This is a genomic window from Parabacteroides sp. PM6-13 (assembly GCF_029892605.1).
GTDB lineage: Bacteria > Bacteroidota > Bacteroidia > Bacteroidales > Tannerellaceae > QVMG01.
On the sequence record NZ_JARXWF010000002.1, the window covers coordinates 260298 to 275578 of the forward strand.

The following is a 15281-nucleotide window of genomic DNA, read 5'->3' on the forward strand; positions in this document are numbered from 1 at the left end:
TTAAAATTCACATTTTATACTAAAGCCTATACTACGGGTAGTAGGCATACCATATACTTCTATTCCCTGATTATCGTTCCCAGTAGAGAGTACCAGTTCCGGGTCGAACGGCGCGTCTTTGTAGATAAAAAACAGGTTGCGTCCGACAAAAGAGACCTCCATCGCCTGGAACACCCGGCTGGCTTCCATCCATTTCTTAGGCAGGATATAGCCGATCGATAGTTCGCGCAGACGGATATTGGTGGCATCATACATATAATATTCCGTCACCCCGGCACGGCCTCCGACAATATTCCGGTAGAAACCTTCCACATTCTCGATCTGCCGCCCTTCCAGTTCCACATAGCCTCTGTCGCGCGCCTCCGCCGTAGCCGTCGTCACCCCGTAGAGATCCATATCGGCAAAGGTCTGGGAAAGCACCTCGCCCCCCACACGGCTATCGATCAGGAAGGAGAAACTGAAGTTCTTATAATTGAAATAGTTGTTCCAGCTCAGGTTAAAAAGTGGCGTGGCATTGCCCACCTTCTCCAGGTTTCCGTCGCCGACAACAATCGGCAAACCGGCCTTTTCGCCTTCTGTCTCATAGAGAATAGTCCCCTGTTCATCGCGGGCAAAGGCTTTTCCGTAGATATCACCAAACGATCCACCCTCGCGCAAACGCATGGCATAGCTCGATGAGAAGCCCTGCGGGCCGTAGGTGAACACCGGTAGCTCATCATGTAGTTTCAATACCTTATTGCGGTTGGCCGAGAAGTTCACCTCGCTCCGCCAGGTCATTTTGTTATCCGCCAGCGGGAAAGCGGTCAGATTAACCTCCCATCCCCTGTTCTGAATATCACCGGCATTGACATAACGATAGGCATATTTATCGCCCGAACGGGCAGGCAGTTTGAAAAATTGGTTGCGTGTATTGGTTTTATACCAGGTCACGCTCAGATTCAAGCGGCTATCTAAGAACTTCCATTCCGTTCCCAATTCGATAGAGGTGGTCATTTCCGGTTTCATATCTTCGAAAGGAGCGGCATCCACCGGTTCGATCTCACCACCGGCTGTCACGTGAGCCACCGGATTGGTGATATAGAGGGGGATATCGTTCCCCACCTTGCTCCATACGGCTCTCACCTTCGAGAAGGAGATCCAGGAAGGGAGCGACAGGCTCTTGTTCAGGATCCAGGATCCTCCGAACGAGGGATAGAAGAAACCCGAATGTTCATGCGGCGTAAAGGCAAGGGTCGACGACCAGTCGTTGCGCGCCGTCACATCCAGGAAGAGGCTCTCACGGTAGCCCAGCTGCGCTGTTCCGAACACCGACTGCATCTGCCGGCGGGCATCGATCTGCTGGCTGATGTAAGCCGAGCCGTTCATATTGATATTGGCAATATTGAATACATTGGCATACTTCAGCGAAGCGGTCTTCGAGTCGTAACGCAATGAATTGACCGTTTTATCGTTTATGCTGGCACCGATCGCCCCACTCAGGGAGAAACGGTCGAATTTTTTATTGAATGTTCCCAGGATATCGCCGTAATACATCGTTTCGCCGTAGGTCATCTCCACATAACGGCCGTTCGCACCCGAGAGTGCCGGAGCGGTAGAGGCGTAGAATTGCTGCCGTACCCGGTCGTTCACATTGTCGACGCTGCCGCGCGCTTTGAGCGTAAACCAGTCGTTCACCTTCAGATCGGCCGAAACAGCGGCAATCACACGGGTGCGCACATCTTTGCTCTTGATGCGGTTCAATACCCAATAGGGATTCTGTTCAAAGTCCTGTATGTCGGAATGCCAGTTCTGCACCGAGAGATTACGTGTCGGATCCCATACTTCAAACCCTTCCCGGTAAGGCGTCATATCCATACCCCGGGGGAAACGATAGAGCCCGACCAATGGGTTCATATAGAATCCACCCACCGGATTGCGGTTTTTCAGTTCCTGCGAGAAGAGCGTGACGTTACCGTCAAGCTTCAGTCGCCCCTCGAAAAGATTCGCTGTTTCGCGGAAGTTCAGGTTGTGTTTATTTATATTATTATGATCCGTAATGCCTTTTCCGCTCGTATTCGCGTAGGAGAAATAGGTCTGAAACCGTTCATTCCCCGCGCTGACCGACAATGAATTGATCGCCAACACCCCGGTTTCGTAGAAGTCACCGACATGATCATACGCCGGCATATCCTCTTTCTTGCCCCAGCTATACACACCGTCGCTCACCCCGTAGCTGTTCTGAAACTTCGGCAGGGCAAAGGCGCGGTCGAAGGTAAGATTAGAGGTAAAGGTGATTTTGCGTTGATCCGAACGCCCGGTCTTGGTGGTGATCAGGATCACCCCATTGGCTGCCTGGCTGCCATACAGGGCTGCGGCTGGTGCCCCTTTCAATACACTCACACTGGCTATATCTTCTGGATTCAGATTGGAGATACCATCGCCCCCGTCACGGTTGCCGGCGTCGGCTGTTCCTCCCACGGCCGTTGCCGCCTGTTCGTTGGAGGTGTTCAATACCGGAATACCGTCGATCACATACAGCGGTTGATTATTACCCACCACCGAACGTATGCCGCGGAGGATCACCTTCGAAGAAGAGCCCAGTCCGCCGGATGTCTTATTCACCTGCATACCGGCCACCTTGCCTGTCAGCGAGTTCATCAGGTTGGCATCTTTCACCCGGGTCAGCTCCTCGCCACTCACCTGTTTGATGGCGTAGGTCAGTTCGGACTCGTTTTTCTTAAGTCCCAAAGCTGTCACCACCACGTTTTCGAGCATCAACTCATCTTCCGTCAGTTCAACCCGTATATACAAACGATTATCCACAGGGACCTCCTGTGTTACAAAACCAACAAACGAAACCACCAACGTGGCATTCGACACGGTCGAAATCGAAAACGACCCATCCGCATCCGTTGTCGTTCCCATCAGTGTACCCTTTTCTACTACATTAGCTCCGGGCAAAGCTTCGCCTGCCTGGTCAACAACTACCCCTACTATCTTGATTTTTTCTTGCGTCTTTACCGGATCATCGATTGCATAATCTATAGCATATGTTTTTTCAATGATGAAAGGAAACAGAAACAAAAATAAAAGCAAGAGAGATCTACCTATGCACCTCATCTCTAATTACTTTGAAATATCTAATTTATGTCGTGAATTACCCTTTTCTCTCTTAATCGTCAAATGTAGATATATTCTACACATAAAGAAACAAAAAAAAGAGACTTTTGTTTGCCTGGTGTTTGAAATATGTCTGAAATATGTTTGTTTTCCGGAGGAGAGGTAATAGTTGATCATAAATTGTGAGTCATCTGAGAATCTTCAAAAAGGAGAAAAGAGGAAGGAGAAAGGAGAAGGGAGAAAGGGAGAAAGGGAGAAGACGGGAAGGTTTGTGGAAAAGCACGCCGCAGGCGTGAGATTATGCATAACCGTATGCAAGCGTAGCGCAGCTTACGGTAGTGAATCATCTATATAAAAAGCCCCGCATGGGGCGGGATTATGACAGATCTCGCACCTGCGGCGCTTGATTGCTAGGTAGTCGCTATACCGTAAGCTGCGCTACGCTTGCATACGGTTATGCATAATCTCACGCCTGCGGCGCGATCCCCACCTTCCAATATTACAAAATTGGAAGATTTTCATATAAATCCCGCAGGGATTTCCTATTCGTAACCGCGGGTGTAGCGAAGCAAACCCGTGGTAGGCAGATAGACAAGGTCTACTCTACAAGCAACCCCGAAGAGGGTTGAACCCATTCCGGGTTCGTTAGTTATTATTAGCGGAATACCCCCGGTCGTTCGCTTCGCTCTCTTACCGAGGGTTACGAATAGGAAATCCCTGCGGGATTTAACTCATTTCAGTGCAACTTGCACACCTTCCCATCTTACTAAATCTGAAGGTGCAAGGAATACCGAAATACCTATCCAAAAGTTCCCCTTCTTAGAAAAGAAGGGGAGCCAAGATAGGTATTTCTACAAACCTTCACATCTTAGCAAATCAGAAGAGACCCCTTTCTCCCTTCTCCTTTCTCCCTCAAATATTCCAAAATTGGAAGATCCTGAATCTATATGAGGACACTTTCCGTCAATGATCAATCTTCACATCCGCACGGGCGAGCTTTCACCTCCCACACCTCTCCTTGCATCAGGAGCTCCTTCAGGGTGCGTGTCGGGTTTTTAGCCTGTACGTCGGCAATCTGTTTTTCTACCTCTTCGTCGTACACCGGCGCTTTCACGTCGCGGATAACGCCTAAGGCCACCGGCATATCGCCGCCCATCATGCCCAGCATCATATGCAGGGTCGGATCCTCTTCGTAAGCATCGTGCACCAATACATCCTCCAGCGTATATCCGCCTTCGCCAATGGTCACTGCCTTCAGTTTCAATCCATCTAATACGATTCCTTTTTCATTCTCTTTGCCAAACAGCATCTTTTCGCCATGGCGCAGGAAGATGGTCCGTTCCGGACGATTCTCCTTATCGGTGATCTGCTTGTGGATACCATCGTTGAAGATCACGCAGTTCACCAGAACCTCCACCACGGAAGCCCCTTTGTGGCGCGCTGCCGCTTCCATCACATCGGTCGTATTCTTCAGGTCTACGTCGATCGTACGGGCAAAGAAGGTGCCGCGTGCACCCAAAGCCAGTTCAGCCGGGATAAACGGATCTTCCACCGTTCCGTACGGAGAGCTCTTGCTCACCTTACCGCGATCCGATGTAGGCGAATACTGCCCTTTGGTCAATCCGTAGATCTTATTGTTGAACAGCGCAATATTGAGATCCACATTACGACGCACGGCATGGATAAAGTGGTTACCACCAATCGCCAGACAGTCGCCATCGCCTGTCATCACCCATACACTCAGGTCGGGACGGGCTGTTTTTACGCCGGTGGCGATCGCCGCCGCACGGCCGTGGATCGTATGGAAGCCATACGAATTCATATAATAGGGCAGACGAGACGAACAACCGATACCGGAAATAACCGCGATATCTTTCGGGTCGACACCAATCTGCGCCATTGCTTTGTGAATACAATTCAATACGGCATGGTCGCCACAACCCGGGCACCAACGCACATGTTGATCACTCTTATAATCTTTTGCCTGAAATTTGATCATTTCTTCCATGTCTTATGCCTCCAGTATTTTTGTGAATTCCTCTACCAAACGGCTTACGACGAATGGCTGTCCTTTCACGCGGTTAAACTTATACGGATTGAATCCCGCGATTTTGCTGCGCAGGTAGTTGGCAAACTGTCCTTTGTTCTGTTCAGTCACCACCACCTTTTTGTATTTTTTCAATACCTCTTCGGTATTCTTCGGCAGCGGGCTGATAAACTTAAAGTGAGCCAAAGCCACCTTCTTGCCCTGTTCCTGCATGGTCTCCATCGCTTCGTAGAGGTGTCCATAGGTGCCACCCCAGCCCACGATCAATAAATCGGCATCCGCATCGCCAATCACTTCCAGCTCGGGTATATAATCGGCAATCTTATCGATCTTCGCCTGACGCGTTTCCACCATCTTCTGGTGGTTGATCGGGTCGGTCGAGATCGCACTGTTGTCATAGTCTTTTTCTAATCCACCGATGCGGTGCGCGTGATCCGGTGTGCCCGGCACAGCCCAGTAGCGCACCAGGTTCTCCGGATTCCTACGGTAAGGCTTCCAGGGACGTTCCCCGTCGTATTGATCCACGTAGGGAGGTTTGATCTCCGGATAGTTTTCCAGATCAGGCAAACGCCAGGCCGACGAACCGTTGGCAATATAAGAATCGGTAAGTAAGATCACCGGAGTCATATGTTCCACCGCCAGTTTGGCCGACCAGAAGGCCGCGTCGAAACAGTCGGTAGGCGTAGAGGCGGCAATCACCACCACCGGGCTTTCCCCGTTACGTCCGTAAAGTGCCTGCATCAGGTCGGTCTGTTCGCTCTTGGTAGGCAATCCGGTAGAAGGGCCACCACGTTGCACATCGACCACCACCAAGGGTATCTCGGCAATCACCGCCAAACCGATCGCTTCGCTCTTCAAAGCCAAGCCCGGGCCGGAGGTAGAGGTAGCCGCCAGGGCACCGGCAAAGCTGGCACCGATGGCCGTACAGATACCGGCAATCTCGTCTTCAAACTGCAATCCTTTCACACCTAACTCCTTGCGGGCAGAGAGCTCCTGCAGGATATCGGTAGCCGGCGTGATCGGATAGCTTCCCAGGAAGAGCTTCAAGCCCGCCTTCTCGGCAGCCGCGATCAATCCGTAAGAGGTCGCTTTGTTACCGTTGATATCGGTATAGAATCCCGGTTCACACTGCATCGCTTCGATGCGATAGGTAGAAACGCGGGCATGAATATTATTTCCGTAATTATAACCGTCGACAAGCGCTTTCACATTGGCCTGCGCGATAGTCGGCTTTTTAGAGAATTTGTTTTCCAGCATGTGCATAGCACCATCCAACGGACGTTCAAACAACCAGCACACCAGCCCCAGGGCAAACATATTCTTGCTGCGAACAGCCGATTTATTGTCCAGTCCGAACTCTTTCAACCCCTCTTTGACCATCGAGGAGATAGGGGCCGCTACGACCTGCACTGTCGTCAATCCCAACTCCGCGAAAGGGTCGTCGGTCGTAAACAACGCTTTGTCCAAATCGTTCTTTTGGAACGAATCGGTGTCGATAATCACAATGGAATCCGGCTTCAGGAATTTCACATTCACCTTCAAGGCCGCCGGGTTCATCGCCACCAGCACATCCGCCTTGTCGCCCGGAGTAAATACTTTGCGCGATCCCAGGTGCACCTGATACCCCGATACACCACTCAACGAGCCTTGGGGAGCACGGATCTCCGCCGGAAAATCAGGAAAGGTAGAGATCTCATTCCCGAATATCGCCGACAGGTTGGAAAAGATAGTACCAGTTAACTGCATACCGTCCCCCGAGTCTCCCGAAAAACGGACAACAACTTTGTCCACAGTTGTCACTTTCGTTTGTTCTGCCATAATTACTTTGTTTTCGTTTTGATATTTAAGTTTGTTTCATCGTATAAAAGAACCAAAACGAAGCAAAGGTACTTAATAAATTAAACGGACGGCTATTCCAAAACTATCTTTTTTGGATCAATTTCCGATTTTTGTGTGATCAAAAAGAGCGTTTTATCTGTTATACTGATAAGAGAATCAACAACAGCATGATATGATAAAGAATAAAATAAGTTTTCGCCCTTTTCTATCCCGCCAACGGCTCTTTGTATGGCTATTGAGCGTACTGGTTTTTCTCCCATTGAATCTCAAGGGACAGGACAATTTCTACCCAACCGACAACCGTCTTTTCCACATAGAACGCAGTAAGAACAAAAACCTGGTATGCTACGACGTGCGTCTGACAGATGGCAAGTTTGACACAAAAAACCCGCTGGAGGTCTATTGGATAGACCGGGAGAAAACACCCGGAAAGCGAAAAGGGCTGACTGCCATTCAACGGCGTATGGCCTATGGCTATAAACTGATCACCTCGGATAACGAAAGTGCCGAGGTCACCCTCACCGCCTATCCAGGACGCGTATTGACCATCCGAAAGGAACACGACCAATATGTCTGCCTGATTCAAATCAACAACCGACAAGCCATCCTACAATCTCTCTACGTACAGGCAAACCCCAACAACTCATTACAAGTGGAATATGTCGAACTACACGGAAAAGACAGGGAAACAGGCGAGCAGCTCACAGAGAGGGTAGCTACGAATGATTAGCGAAGCGTAAGGAAGGAGAAGGGAGAAGGGAGAAGGGAGAAAGGAGAAAGGAGAAAGGGAGAAAGGAGAAGGGAGTGAGGGGGAAAGGGAGAGGTTGGCACAGATAGCAATCATAGATTGCCCCGCTCTGTAGCCAGTTGCCTCAGGCTGCTGGTCTTCAAATAGGAGGAAAGGGGAAGGTTTTTAGAAAGCCCGGAAGGGCTTCAACCTGGATAACCCCGTGCAAACCGTAGGTGCAGCTCGAGGTTGACGTAATATATATATCATGAGCTCCGTAGGAGGTCAACTATTGAGCCCCTACGGAGCTCGTTTTTTATCATGCTCTCGTCCCCCGAGCTGCGCCTTAGCGGCTTGCACGGGGTTATCCACATCTAAGTCCTTCCGGACTTTAGCACCTTCACATCTTCCCTAAATTTGAAGGTGCAAGGTTTACAGAATATTGGAAGACGCCCCTTTCTCCCTTCTCCTTTCTCCCTTTCTCCCTTTCGAAAATCTCCCTCCACCAAAAATCATATTAAACCACCCCCACTATCACTTCTCCCGAATAAACACATTAATCGGTGTCCCTGAGAAGTCCCAGTTGGCGCGGATCTTATTCTCCAGGAAGCGACGGTAGGGATCTTTGATCCATTGGGGCAGGTTACAGAAAAAGACAAAGGTTGGTACCTGTCCGGCCGGCAGCTGGGTGATGTATTTGATCTTGATGTATTTCCCTTTATTGGCTGGAGGCGGCGTCTGCTCGATAATAGGCAGCATCACCTCATTCAGCTTAGCGGTAGAGACACGTTTGTTCCGGTTGTCATACACCGCTTTCGCCGTCTCCAACACCTTCAGGATACGCTGTTTGGTCAACGCCGAGATAAAGAGTATCGGGAAGTCCGTAAAAGGCGCAAAACGCTCCTTAATCGTATTGATATAATGGGTGATCGCCTTCTGGCTCTTATCGTCTATCAGGTCCCATTTATTCACGCAGACCACCAAGCCCTTTTTATTCTTCTGAATCAGGGAGAAGATATTCAAGTCCTGGCTCTCCACACCGCGCACCGCGTCGATCATCAACAGGCAGACATCCGAACTCTCGATCGCCCGGATAGAGCGTATCACCGAGTAGTATTCGATATCTTCATTCACCTTCCCCTTTTTCCGGATACCCGCCGTATCGACCAGGTAAAAGTTCAAGCCGAACTTATCATATTTCGTATAAATAGAATCGCGGGTCGTACCGGCTATATCGGTCACGATATGACGCTCCTCGCCGATAAAAGCGTTGATAAGCGATGACTTCCCGGCATTCGGACGTCCTACGATCGCAATACGCGGCAGGTTATCCTCCAGCTCCTCCTCTTTCTTCTCCGGCAAGAGTTCGATGATCTTATCCAACAAATCACCCGTGTTCGAGCCATTCACCGCCGACACACAGAAGGGATCGCCCAGTCCGAACGAATAGAACTCAGCCGCATAGGGATGCCGCTCAAAGGTATCCGCCTTATTGGCCACCACAATGATCCGCTTTTTAGAACGGCGAAGGATAGAGGCGACCTTATCATCCAGGTCGGTTATCCCGTTCAATATATCGACCACGAAGAGGATCACATCCGCCTCTTCAATAGCTATCTGTACCTGTTTGTTGATCTCTTCCTCAAAAACATCTTCGGAATTAACCACCCAACCGCCGGTGTCGATCAACGAGAACTCACGTCCCGTCCACTCCACCATACCATACTGGCGGTCACGGGTCGTTCCCGCCTCTTCGTTCACGATCGCCTGACGCGTCTTCGTCAACCGATTAAACAAGGTTGATTTCCCCACATTCGGGCGACCTACGATTGCAACTATATTACTCATTTTTATAATTATGAATTATGAATTATGAATTATGAATAGAAGATCGCTTAGCGCAGCGCAAAGCAATTATGAGTTATGCCCTGATCGAGTTCATAATTCATAATTTATAATTCATAATTCCTACCTATTCCATCGTGTATCCATACGAACGCAACAGATTATCCCTGTTACGCCAGTCTTTTTCTACTTTGACAAACATCTCCAAAAAGACCTTCTTGTCAAAGAACCGTTCGATATCCTTCCGGGCCATCTGCCCCACCTTCTTCAAGGCAGCACCTTTATGCCCGATGATAATGCCCTTCTGCGAATCGCGTTCCACCACGATCAACGCCTTGATATGTATCATCTTCTCGTCCTCCTTAAACAGCTCCACGATCACTTCCACTGCATAAGGAATCTCCTTCTGATAATAAAGCAGGATCTTCTCCCGTATTATCTCCGTCACAAAAAAGCGAGCCGGCTTATCCGTCAGCGCGTCCTTCTCAAAGTAAGGAGGCGACTCAGGCATCAGCTCTTCCACCCGTTTGCGTATATATTCGATATTGAAATTCGAGAGAGCCGACAGCGGCAATATCTCCGCCTTAGGCAACAACTCTTTCCAATTGGCCACCAATTCTTCAAGCTTCTCCTGCGTCGTCAGGTCGATCTTATTGATCAACAACAACACCGGACAGTCCACCTTCTGCACCCGTTCCAGAAACGCCTCGTTCTTATCGATCGTCTCCACCACATCGGTCACATACAATAAAACATCCGCATCGCCCAGAGCCGATTGCGAGAAGTTAAGCATCGACTGCTGCAACTTATAATTGGGTTGCAACACCCCCGGTGTATCCGAGTAAACGATTTGCATATCCTCGGTGTTCACAATCCCCATAATGCGGTGGCGAGTCGTCTGCGCCTTCGAGGTGATGATAGAGATGCGTTCCCCTACCAACCGGTTCATCAGCGTCGACTTCCCCACATTGGGATTCCCGACAATATTAACAAATCCCGATTTATGCTTTTTTTCCGTCATAGCCCCATTTCAGGTAAACCGCGCCATAGGTGAAACCGGCACCAAAAGCCGCCAGGATCATATTATCCCCTTTCTTCAACTTCTCTTCCCATTCCCACAGGCAGAGAGGGATCGAACCGGCGCTTGTATTGCCATATTGTTGGATATTCACCATCACCTGCTCATCGGTCACCCCCAGACGGCGTGCTGCCGCGTCGATGATCCGTTTATTCGCCTGGTGAGGCACTACCCAATGTATATCTTCATTGGTCAACCCATTGCGTGCCACGATCTCTGCCGCCACATCCGCCATATAGGTCACCGCGTGCTTAAACACATACTTCCCATCCTGATACACCGAGTGCATCTTCTTATCCACCGTCTCATGCGAAGAGGGATAAGCCGAGCCGCCCCCTTTCATATAGAGGTACTCACGGCCGCTTCCGTCGGTGCGCAGGATACTATCCATCAGCCCGATCGCCTCCGTAGTCGGTTCCAGCATGACCGCCGCACATCCGTCGCCAAACAAGGGTGCCGTGTTGCGGTCGCTGTAGTCGGTGATCGCCGTCATCTTATCGCCCGAAACCAGGATCACCTTCTTATATTGTCCCGAGCGTATATAATTGGCAGCTGTCTCCAGTCCATAGATAAAACCGGAACAGGCCGCTTGCATATCAAAAGTAAGCGCGTTCACACAGCCGGTCTCATACGCCACAATCGACGCGGTGGTCGGGAAACCAAAGTCCGGCGTGGTCGTAGCGCAAAACACCACATCCACCTCTTTCGGATCTACCCCCGTCTTCTCCAACAGTTGGTTGACAGCGCGAATACCCATATAGGATAGTCCCAGCCCCTCTCCACGCAGGATACGGCGCTCTTTGATTCCCACACGGGTGGTGATCCACTCATCGGAGGTCTCTACCAATTTCTCGATGTCCGCGTTCGTCAACCGCTCTTCGGGAACATAGCCTCCTATACCTGTAATAACCGCATTCAATCTCTCCATATATCTACTTTGTTTTATGACTTAGTTTTTGAGGTTTTCTTTTGCACCGGGCTTCAGCACCTTCAACCCCTTAAAATAAATGAAGCACGAAGGCTCTTCTTCTTCATAATTAATCATTAAACAATGTAACAATTAATCATTCCCAAGACCCTCCGTGCCTCTCTTACCTTAAGGAACGCTCTCTCTTAAAGCGCTGCTTCTTTCTCGATAGCTAATTTACCTCTGTAATAGCCGCATTCACCACATACGGTGTGATAAATATGCCATGCGCCGCAGTTTGGGCAGATGGCCATGGTGGGAGCTACCGCCTTGTCGTGCGATCTGCGCTTTCCTTGTCTAGCTGAGCCTTGTCTTCTTTTAGGATGTGCCATTTTAGTTGTATTTAATTATTATTAATCTTCCAGTAAACCTTTCAAAGCATCCCAGCGCGGATCGGTCGCGTCAGCCTGTCCTTCATCCAACGAGTTATCCGTGTCGACCACGTCATCCTCCTCTTCGTCCGAACTGCTTGCCGTATGCTTTTTCAATTTCGACGACATACTCTTATTACATTTGCCCGGTGCGTGAACATGCTTCATGGGAATGGCCAAGGCCACAAACTCATAGAGGAACCAGGCCAGGTTGATCGCCCCTTCTTCCTCCGGGATCACGACGATCTCGTCGCTCTCTTCCGCATATTCCTTACCGAACTTCACCACCAGGCGACTCTTTGTCTCCACCGGCAGCTCCATATCGTCTAAACAACGGTCGCAGGGAACCATCACTGTCCCGCTTAGTTCAAAGTCCATTTCAAAAGCCACCGAGGTACGCTTCAAGGTCAGGACAACATCCACCTTCCCCTTCTGCACCTCATCGCCATCGATATTCACAAAGAACATATTATCCAGCAGATACCTGTATTCATGCACCCCCTGAGGTAAATTCTTTAGATCAATCTTATATGAATCAAACTTTCCCAAAACCGCTTTATGTAAAAAACCTTGCAAAGGTAGGAAAAAAATAAATCACTTTGGCAAATAGGAGTCATAAATTATGAATTATGAATTATGAATTATGAGGTTCTCCTAATAGCGAAGCTTGATATCAAAGGATTGGCCTCTCTCCAAAAGTTCTATTTACCCTAAAGAATCAGCCCTATTTACCCTTTTTACCTCTCTCTTTTGTAGTCCTAACAATGGCTGTTATGATACGTTTCAATTCTTCCGCGTCATAATATATACTTTGGAAGGCGGTTTCATCCAGGTAGTCGGAATAATACAGCAACTTCAGCCAATACAAGGTTTCGTTACATTCCTTTTGCGCGATGGCCAACTTATGAATGAAATCCGCTTCGCTTTCCGCATTTTCACTTTCACTCTGCAATGCGCCAATGGCCGTTCCCGAACGTATTAACTGCTTCGACAGTATATACTCCTTCTTCTCCTCTGTCAAATACTTAAACAATTTCACTATCCGCAACGCGAATGCAAAACTCTTTTCCCGTACAACATTCTCTTTCATATTCTTCATAGTTAAAGTTTTTCATAATTGCTCTGCGCCTGCGGCTAAGCGATCTTCGATTCCGATCTTCGATTCATAATTGCTCTGCGCCTGCGGCTAAGCGATCTTCGATTCATAATTGCTCTGCGCCTGCGGCTAAGCGATCTTCGATTCATAATTCATAATTCATAATTCGTATTGAATTACCTCTTCGGTAATTCAATACGGAACGTCGTCCCCCGTCCCACCTCGCTACTCTTGACGTATATCTTGCCATTGTGGTAGGATTCTACGATGCGTTTCACTAGCGAGAGACCCAACCCCCAGCCACGTGCCTTCGTGGTGTATCCGGGGCTAAAAACGGTCTTAAAACGCGACTTAGGTATTCCCTTCCCACTATCGGTTACATCAATGCGCACCTCCTTCTGTCCCTCTTCCATCCGGATCAGGATATCCCCTTGCCCACTCATGGCATCCACCGCGTTCTTGATCAGATTCTCCATCACCCAGGAGAAGAGCGAGTCATTAATCTTCACCCGCACGGGATGGTCGGGCATCTCCATCGTGATACGCACCTTCGCCGAGATACGCGTCTCCAGGTAGCTCACCGCGTTACGCACCGAATCCACCAGGTTCACCGGTGTCGGGTCCGGACGCGAGCCGATCTTCGAGAAGCGGTCGGCCACCATCTCCAGGCGCGACACATCCTTCTGCATCTCAGCCAGGAGCGACGGATCGATCTCTTTCATCTTCAGGTATTCCACCCAGGCCATAAGCGACGAGATAGGTGTACCAAGCTGATGCGCCGTCTCTTTCGAGAGACCTACCCACACCCGGTTCTGTTCCGCCCGCTTGGTACTCGCCAGCGCCAGGAAAGAGATCAGGATAAAGATAAAGACCACCGCCAATTGTACGTAAGGGTAGATACTCAGCCGTTTCAATATCACCGAGTCATCATAATAGAGGTAATGCACCGTCTCCTCGTCCACCTCCATGGCGATCGGCGGGTTCTTGGTCTTCAACACCGCCAGCTTCTCTTGCAGGAACAACTCCGGCTCCTCCTCCGGCTCGTCGATATTCTTATAATAGAGGATACTATCATCCGCGCGACAGAGAATCACCGGTATGGTCCGGTTCCCCTCGACGATACGCAGGTAGAGCGACATATCCGTCTCCAACAGATTCTGCTCCTTCAGCATCGACCGCTGCGCCTCGGCGAAGATCTCCATCTTCTCACGCTCCTCACCCGCCAACTGCTTGGTCAGCATATTGGAAAACACCAACGACGCCCCCGCGATCACCATCGCGACCAGGATAAATACATATTTCAACCGCTGCCCGGTATCCGATATTGTTGCCATACGCCAAAGATAGAATTTTTAAATGATGAATGATGAATGATGAATGATGAATTGATATGCACACATGTCCCCCCCGTAGAGGCAGCATGCCTGCTGCCTCCCAATTATTTTGCACAATGGGCGATGATATTCAAATTTCCCAATCAAAAAGAAAGAGAGGCAGCAGGCATGCTGCCTCTACAAACACGCACATGTACAGGCAGCATGCCTGCTGCCTCTTCCATCGATAACCCCTCCCCCATACCAAAAAAAACGCTCCTTTTCGGGAGCGCTTCTGTTCTTCATCTAAATGATTGCTGAATAATGACCTATATCAATTATTCATTCCTGATATTTTTTAAGAAATTCTTCGTGTGTGATCGTTTGACCATTCCGATACTGCTGGATGGCTCTATCCACAGACTCTTCTAACTCTTTTGGAGTCATTTGACAAGGGGCATTCGATTCTTTTTTTAGACAAGCTATCAACCTATCTAAAACCGTTTCGTCTGTCTCTTGCCGAATCTGGCGAATTAACTCCGCCCGCTTTGTATGTATAGCAAATGTGCTCATAATGTAACACGTTAATCTTTTACAATCCTACCTTATACAAATATAGCATTTTTTTTGAAACCACGAAGTCCTAATCTTCCCAAATCTGAAAACGCTCCTTTATCCTTTATCCTTTCTCCTTTCCGCTTCCCCATAACAAAAAAGGCTTGCTGCCTCTGATTGGGAGGCAGCAGGCATGCTGCCTCTACAAAAAACCAACCATCGATAATCATGCCCGGATCCATATCCCATAACAAAAAAAGCGCCCCCCAAAGGGAGCGCTTCTTTTTTTGTATCTGAAATGATTGCTGAATAATGACGTATATCAATTATCCATTATCATTTAT

General features: G+C 49.1%; 13 protein-coding genes. 1 reads left to right on the plus strand and 12 read right to left on the minus strand.

Annotated elements, in window-relative coordinates:
- From M2134_RS03120 to M2134_RS03130, 3 genes are all read right to left on the minus strand, one after another.
- The gene (locus M2134_RS03120) at positions 1-3099 is read right to left on the minus strand and encodes a SusC/RagA family TonB-linked outer membrane protein (protein ID WP_280750180.1); all 3099 of its coding nucleotides are present in this window, start codon (positions 3097-3099) and stop codon (positions 1-3) included.
- 970 nt (positions 3100-4069) lie between these two features.
- Positions 4070-5107, minus strand: coding sequence for a 2-oxoacid:ferredoxin oxidoreductase subunit beta (locus tag M2134_RS03125; RefSeq protein ID WP_280750179.1), 1038 nt, complete (start codon positions 5105-5107; stop codon positions 4070-4072).
- Between the two features lie 3 nt (positions 5108-5110).
- The gene (locus M2134_RS03130) at positions 5111-6964 is read right to left on the minus strand and encodes a 2-oxoacid:acceptor oxidoreductase subunit alpha (protein ID WP_280750178.1); all 1854 of its coding nucleotides are present in this window, start codon (positions 6962-6964) and stop codon (positions 5111-5113) included.
- 193 nt (positions 6965-7157) lie between these two features.
- Between M2134_RS03130 and M2134_RS03135 the strand changes: the two genes are divergently transcribed.
- Positions 7158-7715, plus strand: coding sequence for a DUF4833 domain-containing protein (locus tag M2134_RS03135; protein ID WP_280750177.1), 558 nt, complete (start codon positions 7158-7160; stop codon positions 7713-7715).
- A 531-nt stretch (positions 7716-8246) separates the two neighbouring features.
- Here the strand turns inward: M2134_RS03135 and der are convergent.
- From der to M2134_RS03180, 9 genes are all read right to left on the minus strand, one after another.
- Positions 8247-9560, minus strand: coding sequence for a ribosome biogenesis GTPase Der (gene der, locus M2134_RS03140; protein ID WP_280750176.1), 1314 nt, complete (start codon positions 9558-9560; stop codon positions 8247-8249).
- Between the two features lie 124 nt (positions 9561-9684).
- Entirely contained in the window at positions 9685-10578 is an 894-nt protein-coding gene (gene era / locus M2134_RS03145; RefSeq protein ID WP_280750175.1) for a GTPase Era, read from the minus strand.
- A complete protein-coding gene (locus tag M2134_RS03150) occupies positions 10559-11563 on the minus strand; it encodes a beta-ketoacyl-ACP synthase III (protein WP_280750174.1) in 1005 nt (334 codons plus the stop codon). The genes era and M2134_RS03150 overlap by 20 nt, the downstream gene beginning before the upstream one ends.
- A gap of 185 nt (positions 11564-11748) precedes the next feature.
- Positions 11749-11934, minus strand: a complete 186-nt coding sequence (gene rpmF, locus M2134_RS03155) for a 50S ribosomal protein L32 (RefSeq protein ID WP_277465500.1) — start codon at positions 11932-11934, stop codon at positions 11749-11751.
- A 21-nt stretch (positions 11935-11955) separates the two neighbouring features.
- Positions 11956-12522 (minus strand): DUF177 domain-containing protein, encoded by a 567-nt coding sequence (locus M2134_RS03160; RefSeq protein WP_280750173.1) that lies wholly within the window; start codon positions 12520-12522, stop codon positions 11956-11958.
- 175 nt (positions 12523-12697) lie between these two features.
- Positions 12698-13072 carry a four helix bundle protein gene (locus M2134_RS03165; protein ID WP_348525024.1) on the minus strand — a complete coding sequence of 125 codons (375 nt, stop codon included), beginning with the start codon at positions 13070-13072 and terminating at the stop codon, positions 12698-12700.
- Positions 13073-13245: 173 nt separating this feature from the next.
- Positions 13246-14403, minus strand: a complete 1158-nt coding sequence (locus M2134_RS03170) for a HAMP domain-containing sensor histidine kinase (RefSeq protein ID WP_280750172.1) — start codon at positions 14401-14403, stop codon at positions 13246-13248.
- Between the two features lie 321 nt (positions 14404-14724).
- The gene (locus M2134_RS03175; RefSeq protein WP_280750171.1) at positions 14725-14955 is read right to left on the minus strand and encodes a hypothetical protein; all 231 of its coding nucleotides are present in this window, start codon (positions 14953-14955) and stop codon (positions 14725-14727) included.
- A gap of 32 nt (positions 14956-14987) precedes the next feature.
- Positions 14988-15263 (minus strand): hypothetical protein, encoded by a 276-nt coding sequence (locus M2134_RS03180; RefSeq protein WP_280750170.1) that lies wholly within the window; start codon positions 15261-15263, stop codon positions 14988-14990.
- Positions 15264-15281 lie beyond the last annotated feature (18 nt).

What these genes read in the sequence shown, in the direction of transcription:
- rpmF (WP_277465500.1), bottom strand. Translation starts at nt 11,934, where the DNA reads ATGGCACATCCTAAAAGAAGACAAGGCTCAGCTAGACAAGGAAAGCGC.
- M2134_RS03135 (WP_280750177.1), top strand. Translation starts at nt 7,158, where the DNA reads ATGATAAAGAATAAAATAAGTTTTCGCCCTTTTCTATCCCGCCAACGG.
- era (WP_280750175.1), bottom strand. Translation starts at nt 10,578, where the DNA reads ATGACGGAAAAAAAGCATAAATCGGGATTTGTTAATATTGTCGGGAAT.
- M2134_RS03120 (WP_280750180.1), bottom strand. Translation starts at nt 3,099, where the DNA reads ATGAGGTGCATAGGTAGATCTCTCTTGCTTTTATTTTTGTTTCTGTTT.
- M2134_RS03165 (WP_348525024.1), bottom strand. Translation starts at nt 13,072, where the DNA reads ATGAAGAATATGAAAGAGAATGTTGTACGGGAAAAGAGTTTTGCATTC.
- M2134_RS03150 (WP_280750174.1), bottom strand. Translation starts at nt 11,563, where the DNA reads ATGGAGAGATTGAATGCGGTTATTACAGGTATAGGAGGCTATGTTCCC.
- M2134_RS03130 (WP_280750178.1), bottom strand. Translation starts at nt 6,964, where the DNA reads ATGGCAGAACAAACGAAAGTGACAACTGTGGACAAAGTTGTTGTCCGT.
- der (WP_280750176.1), bottom strand. Translation starts at nt 9,560, where the DNA reads ATGAGTAATATAGTTGCAATCGTAGGTCGCCCGAATGTGGGGAAATCA.
- M2134_RS03175 (WP_280750171.1), bottom strand. Translation starts at nt 14,955, where the DNA reads ATGAGCACATTTGCTATACATACAAAGCGGGCGGAGTTAATTCGCCAG.
- M2134_RS03125 (WP_280750179.1), bottom strand. Translation starts at nt 5,107, where the DNA reads ATGGAAGAAATGATCAAATTTCAGGCAAAAGATTATAAGAGTGATCAA.
- M2134_RS03170 (WP_280750172.1), bottom strand. Translation starts at nt 14,403, where the DNA reads ATGGCAACAATATCGGATACCGGGCAGCGGTTGAAATATGTATTTATC.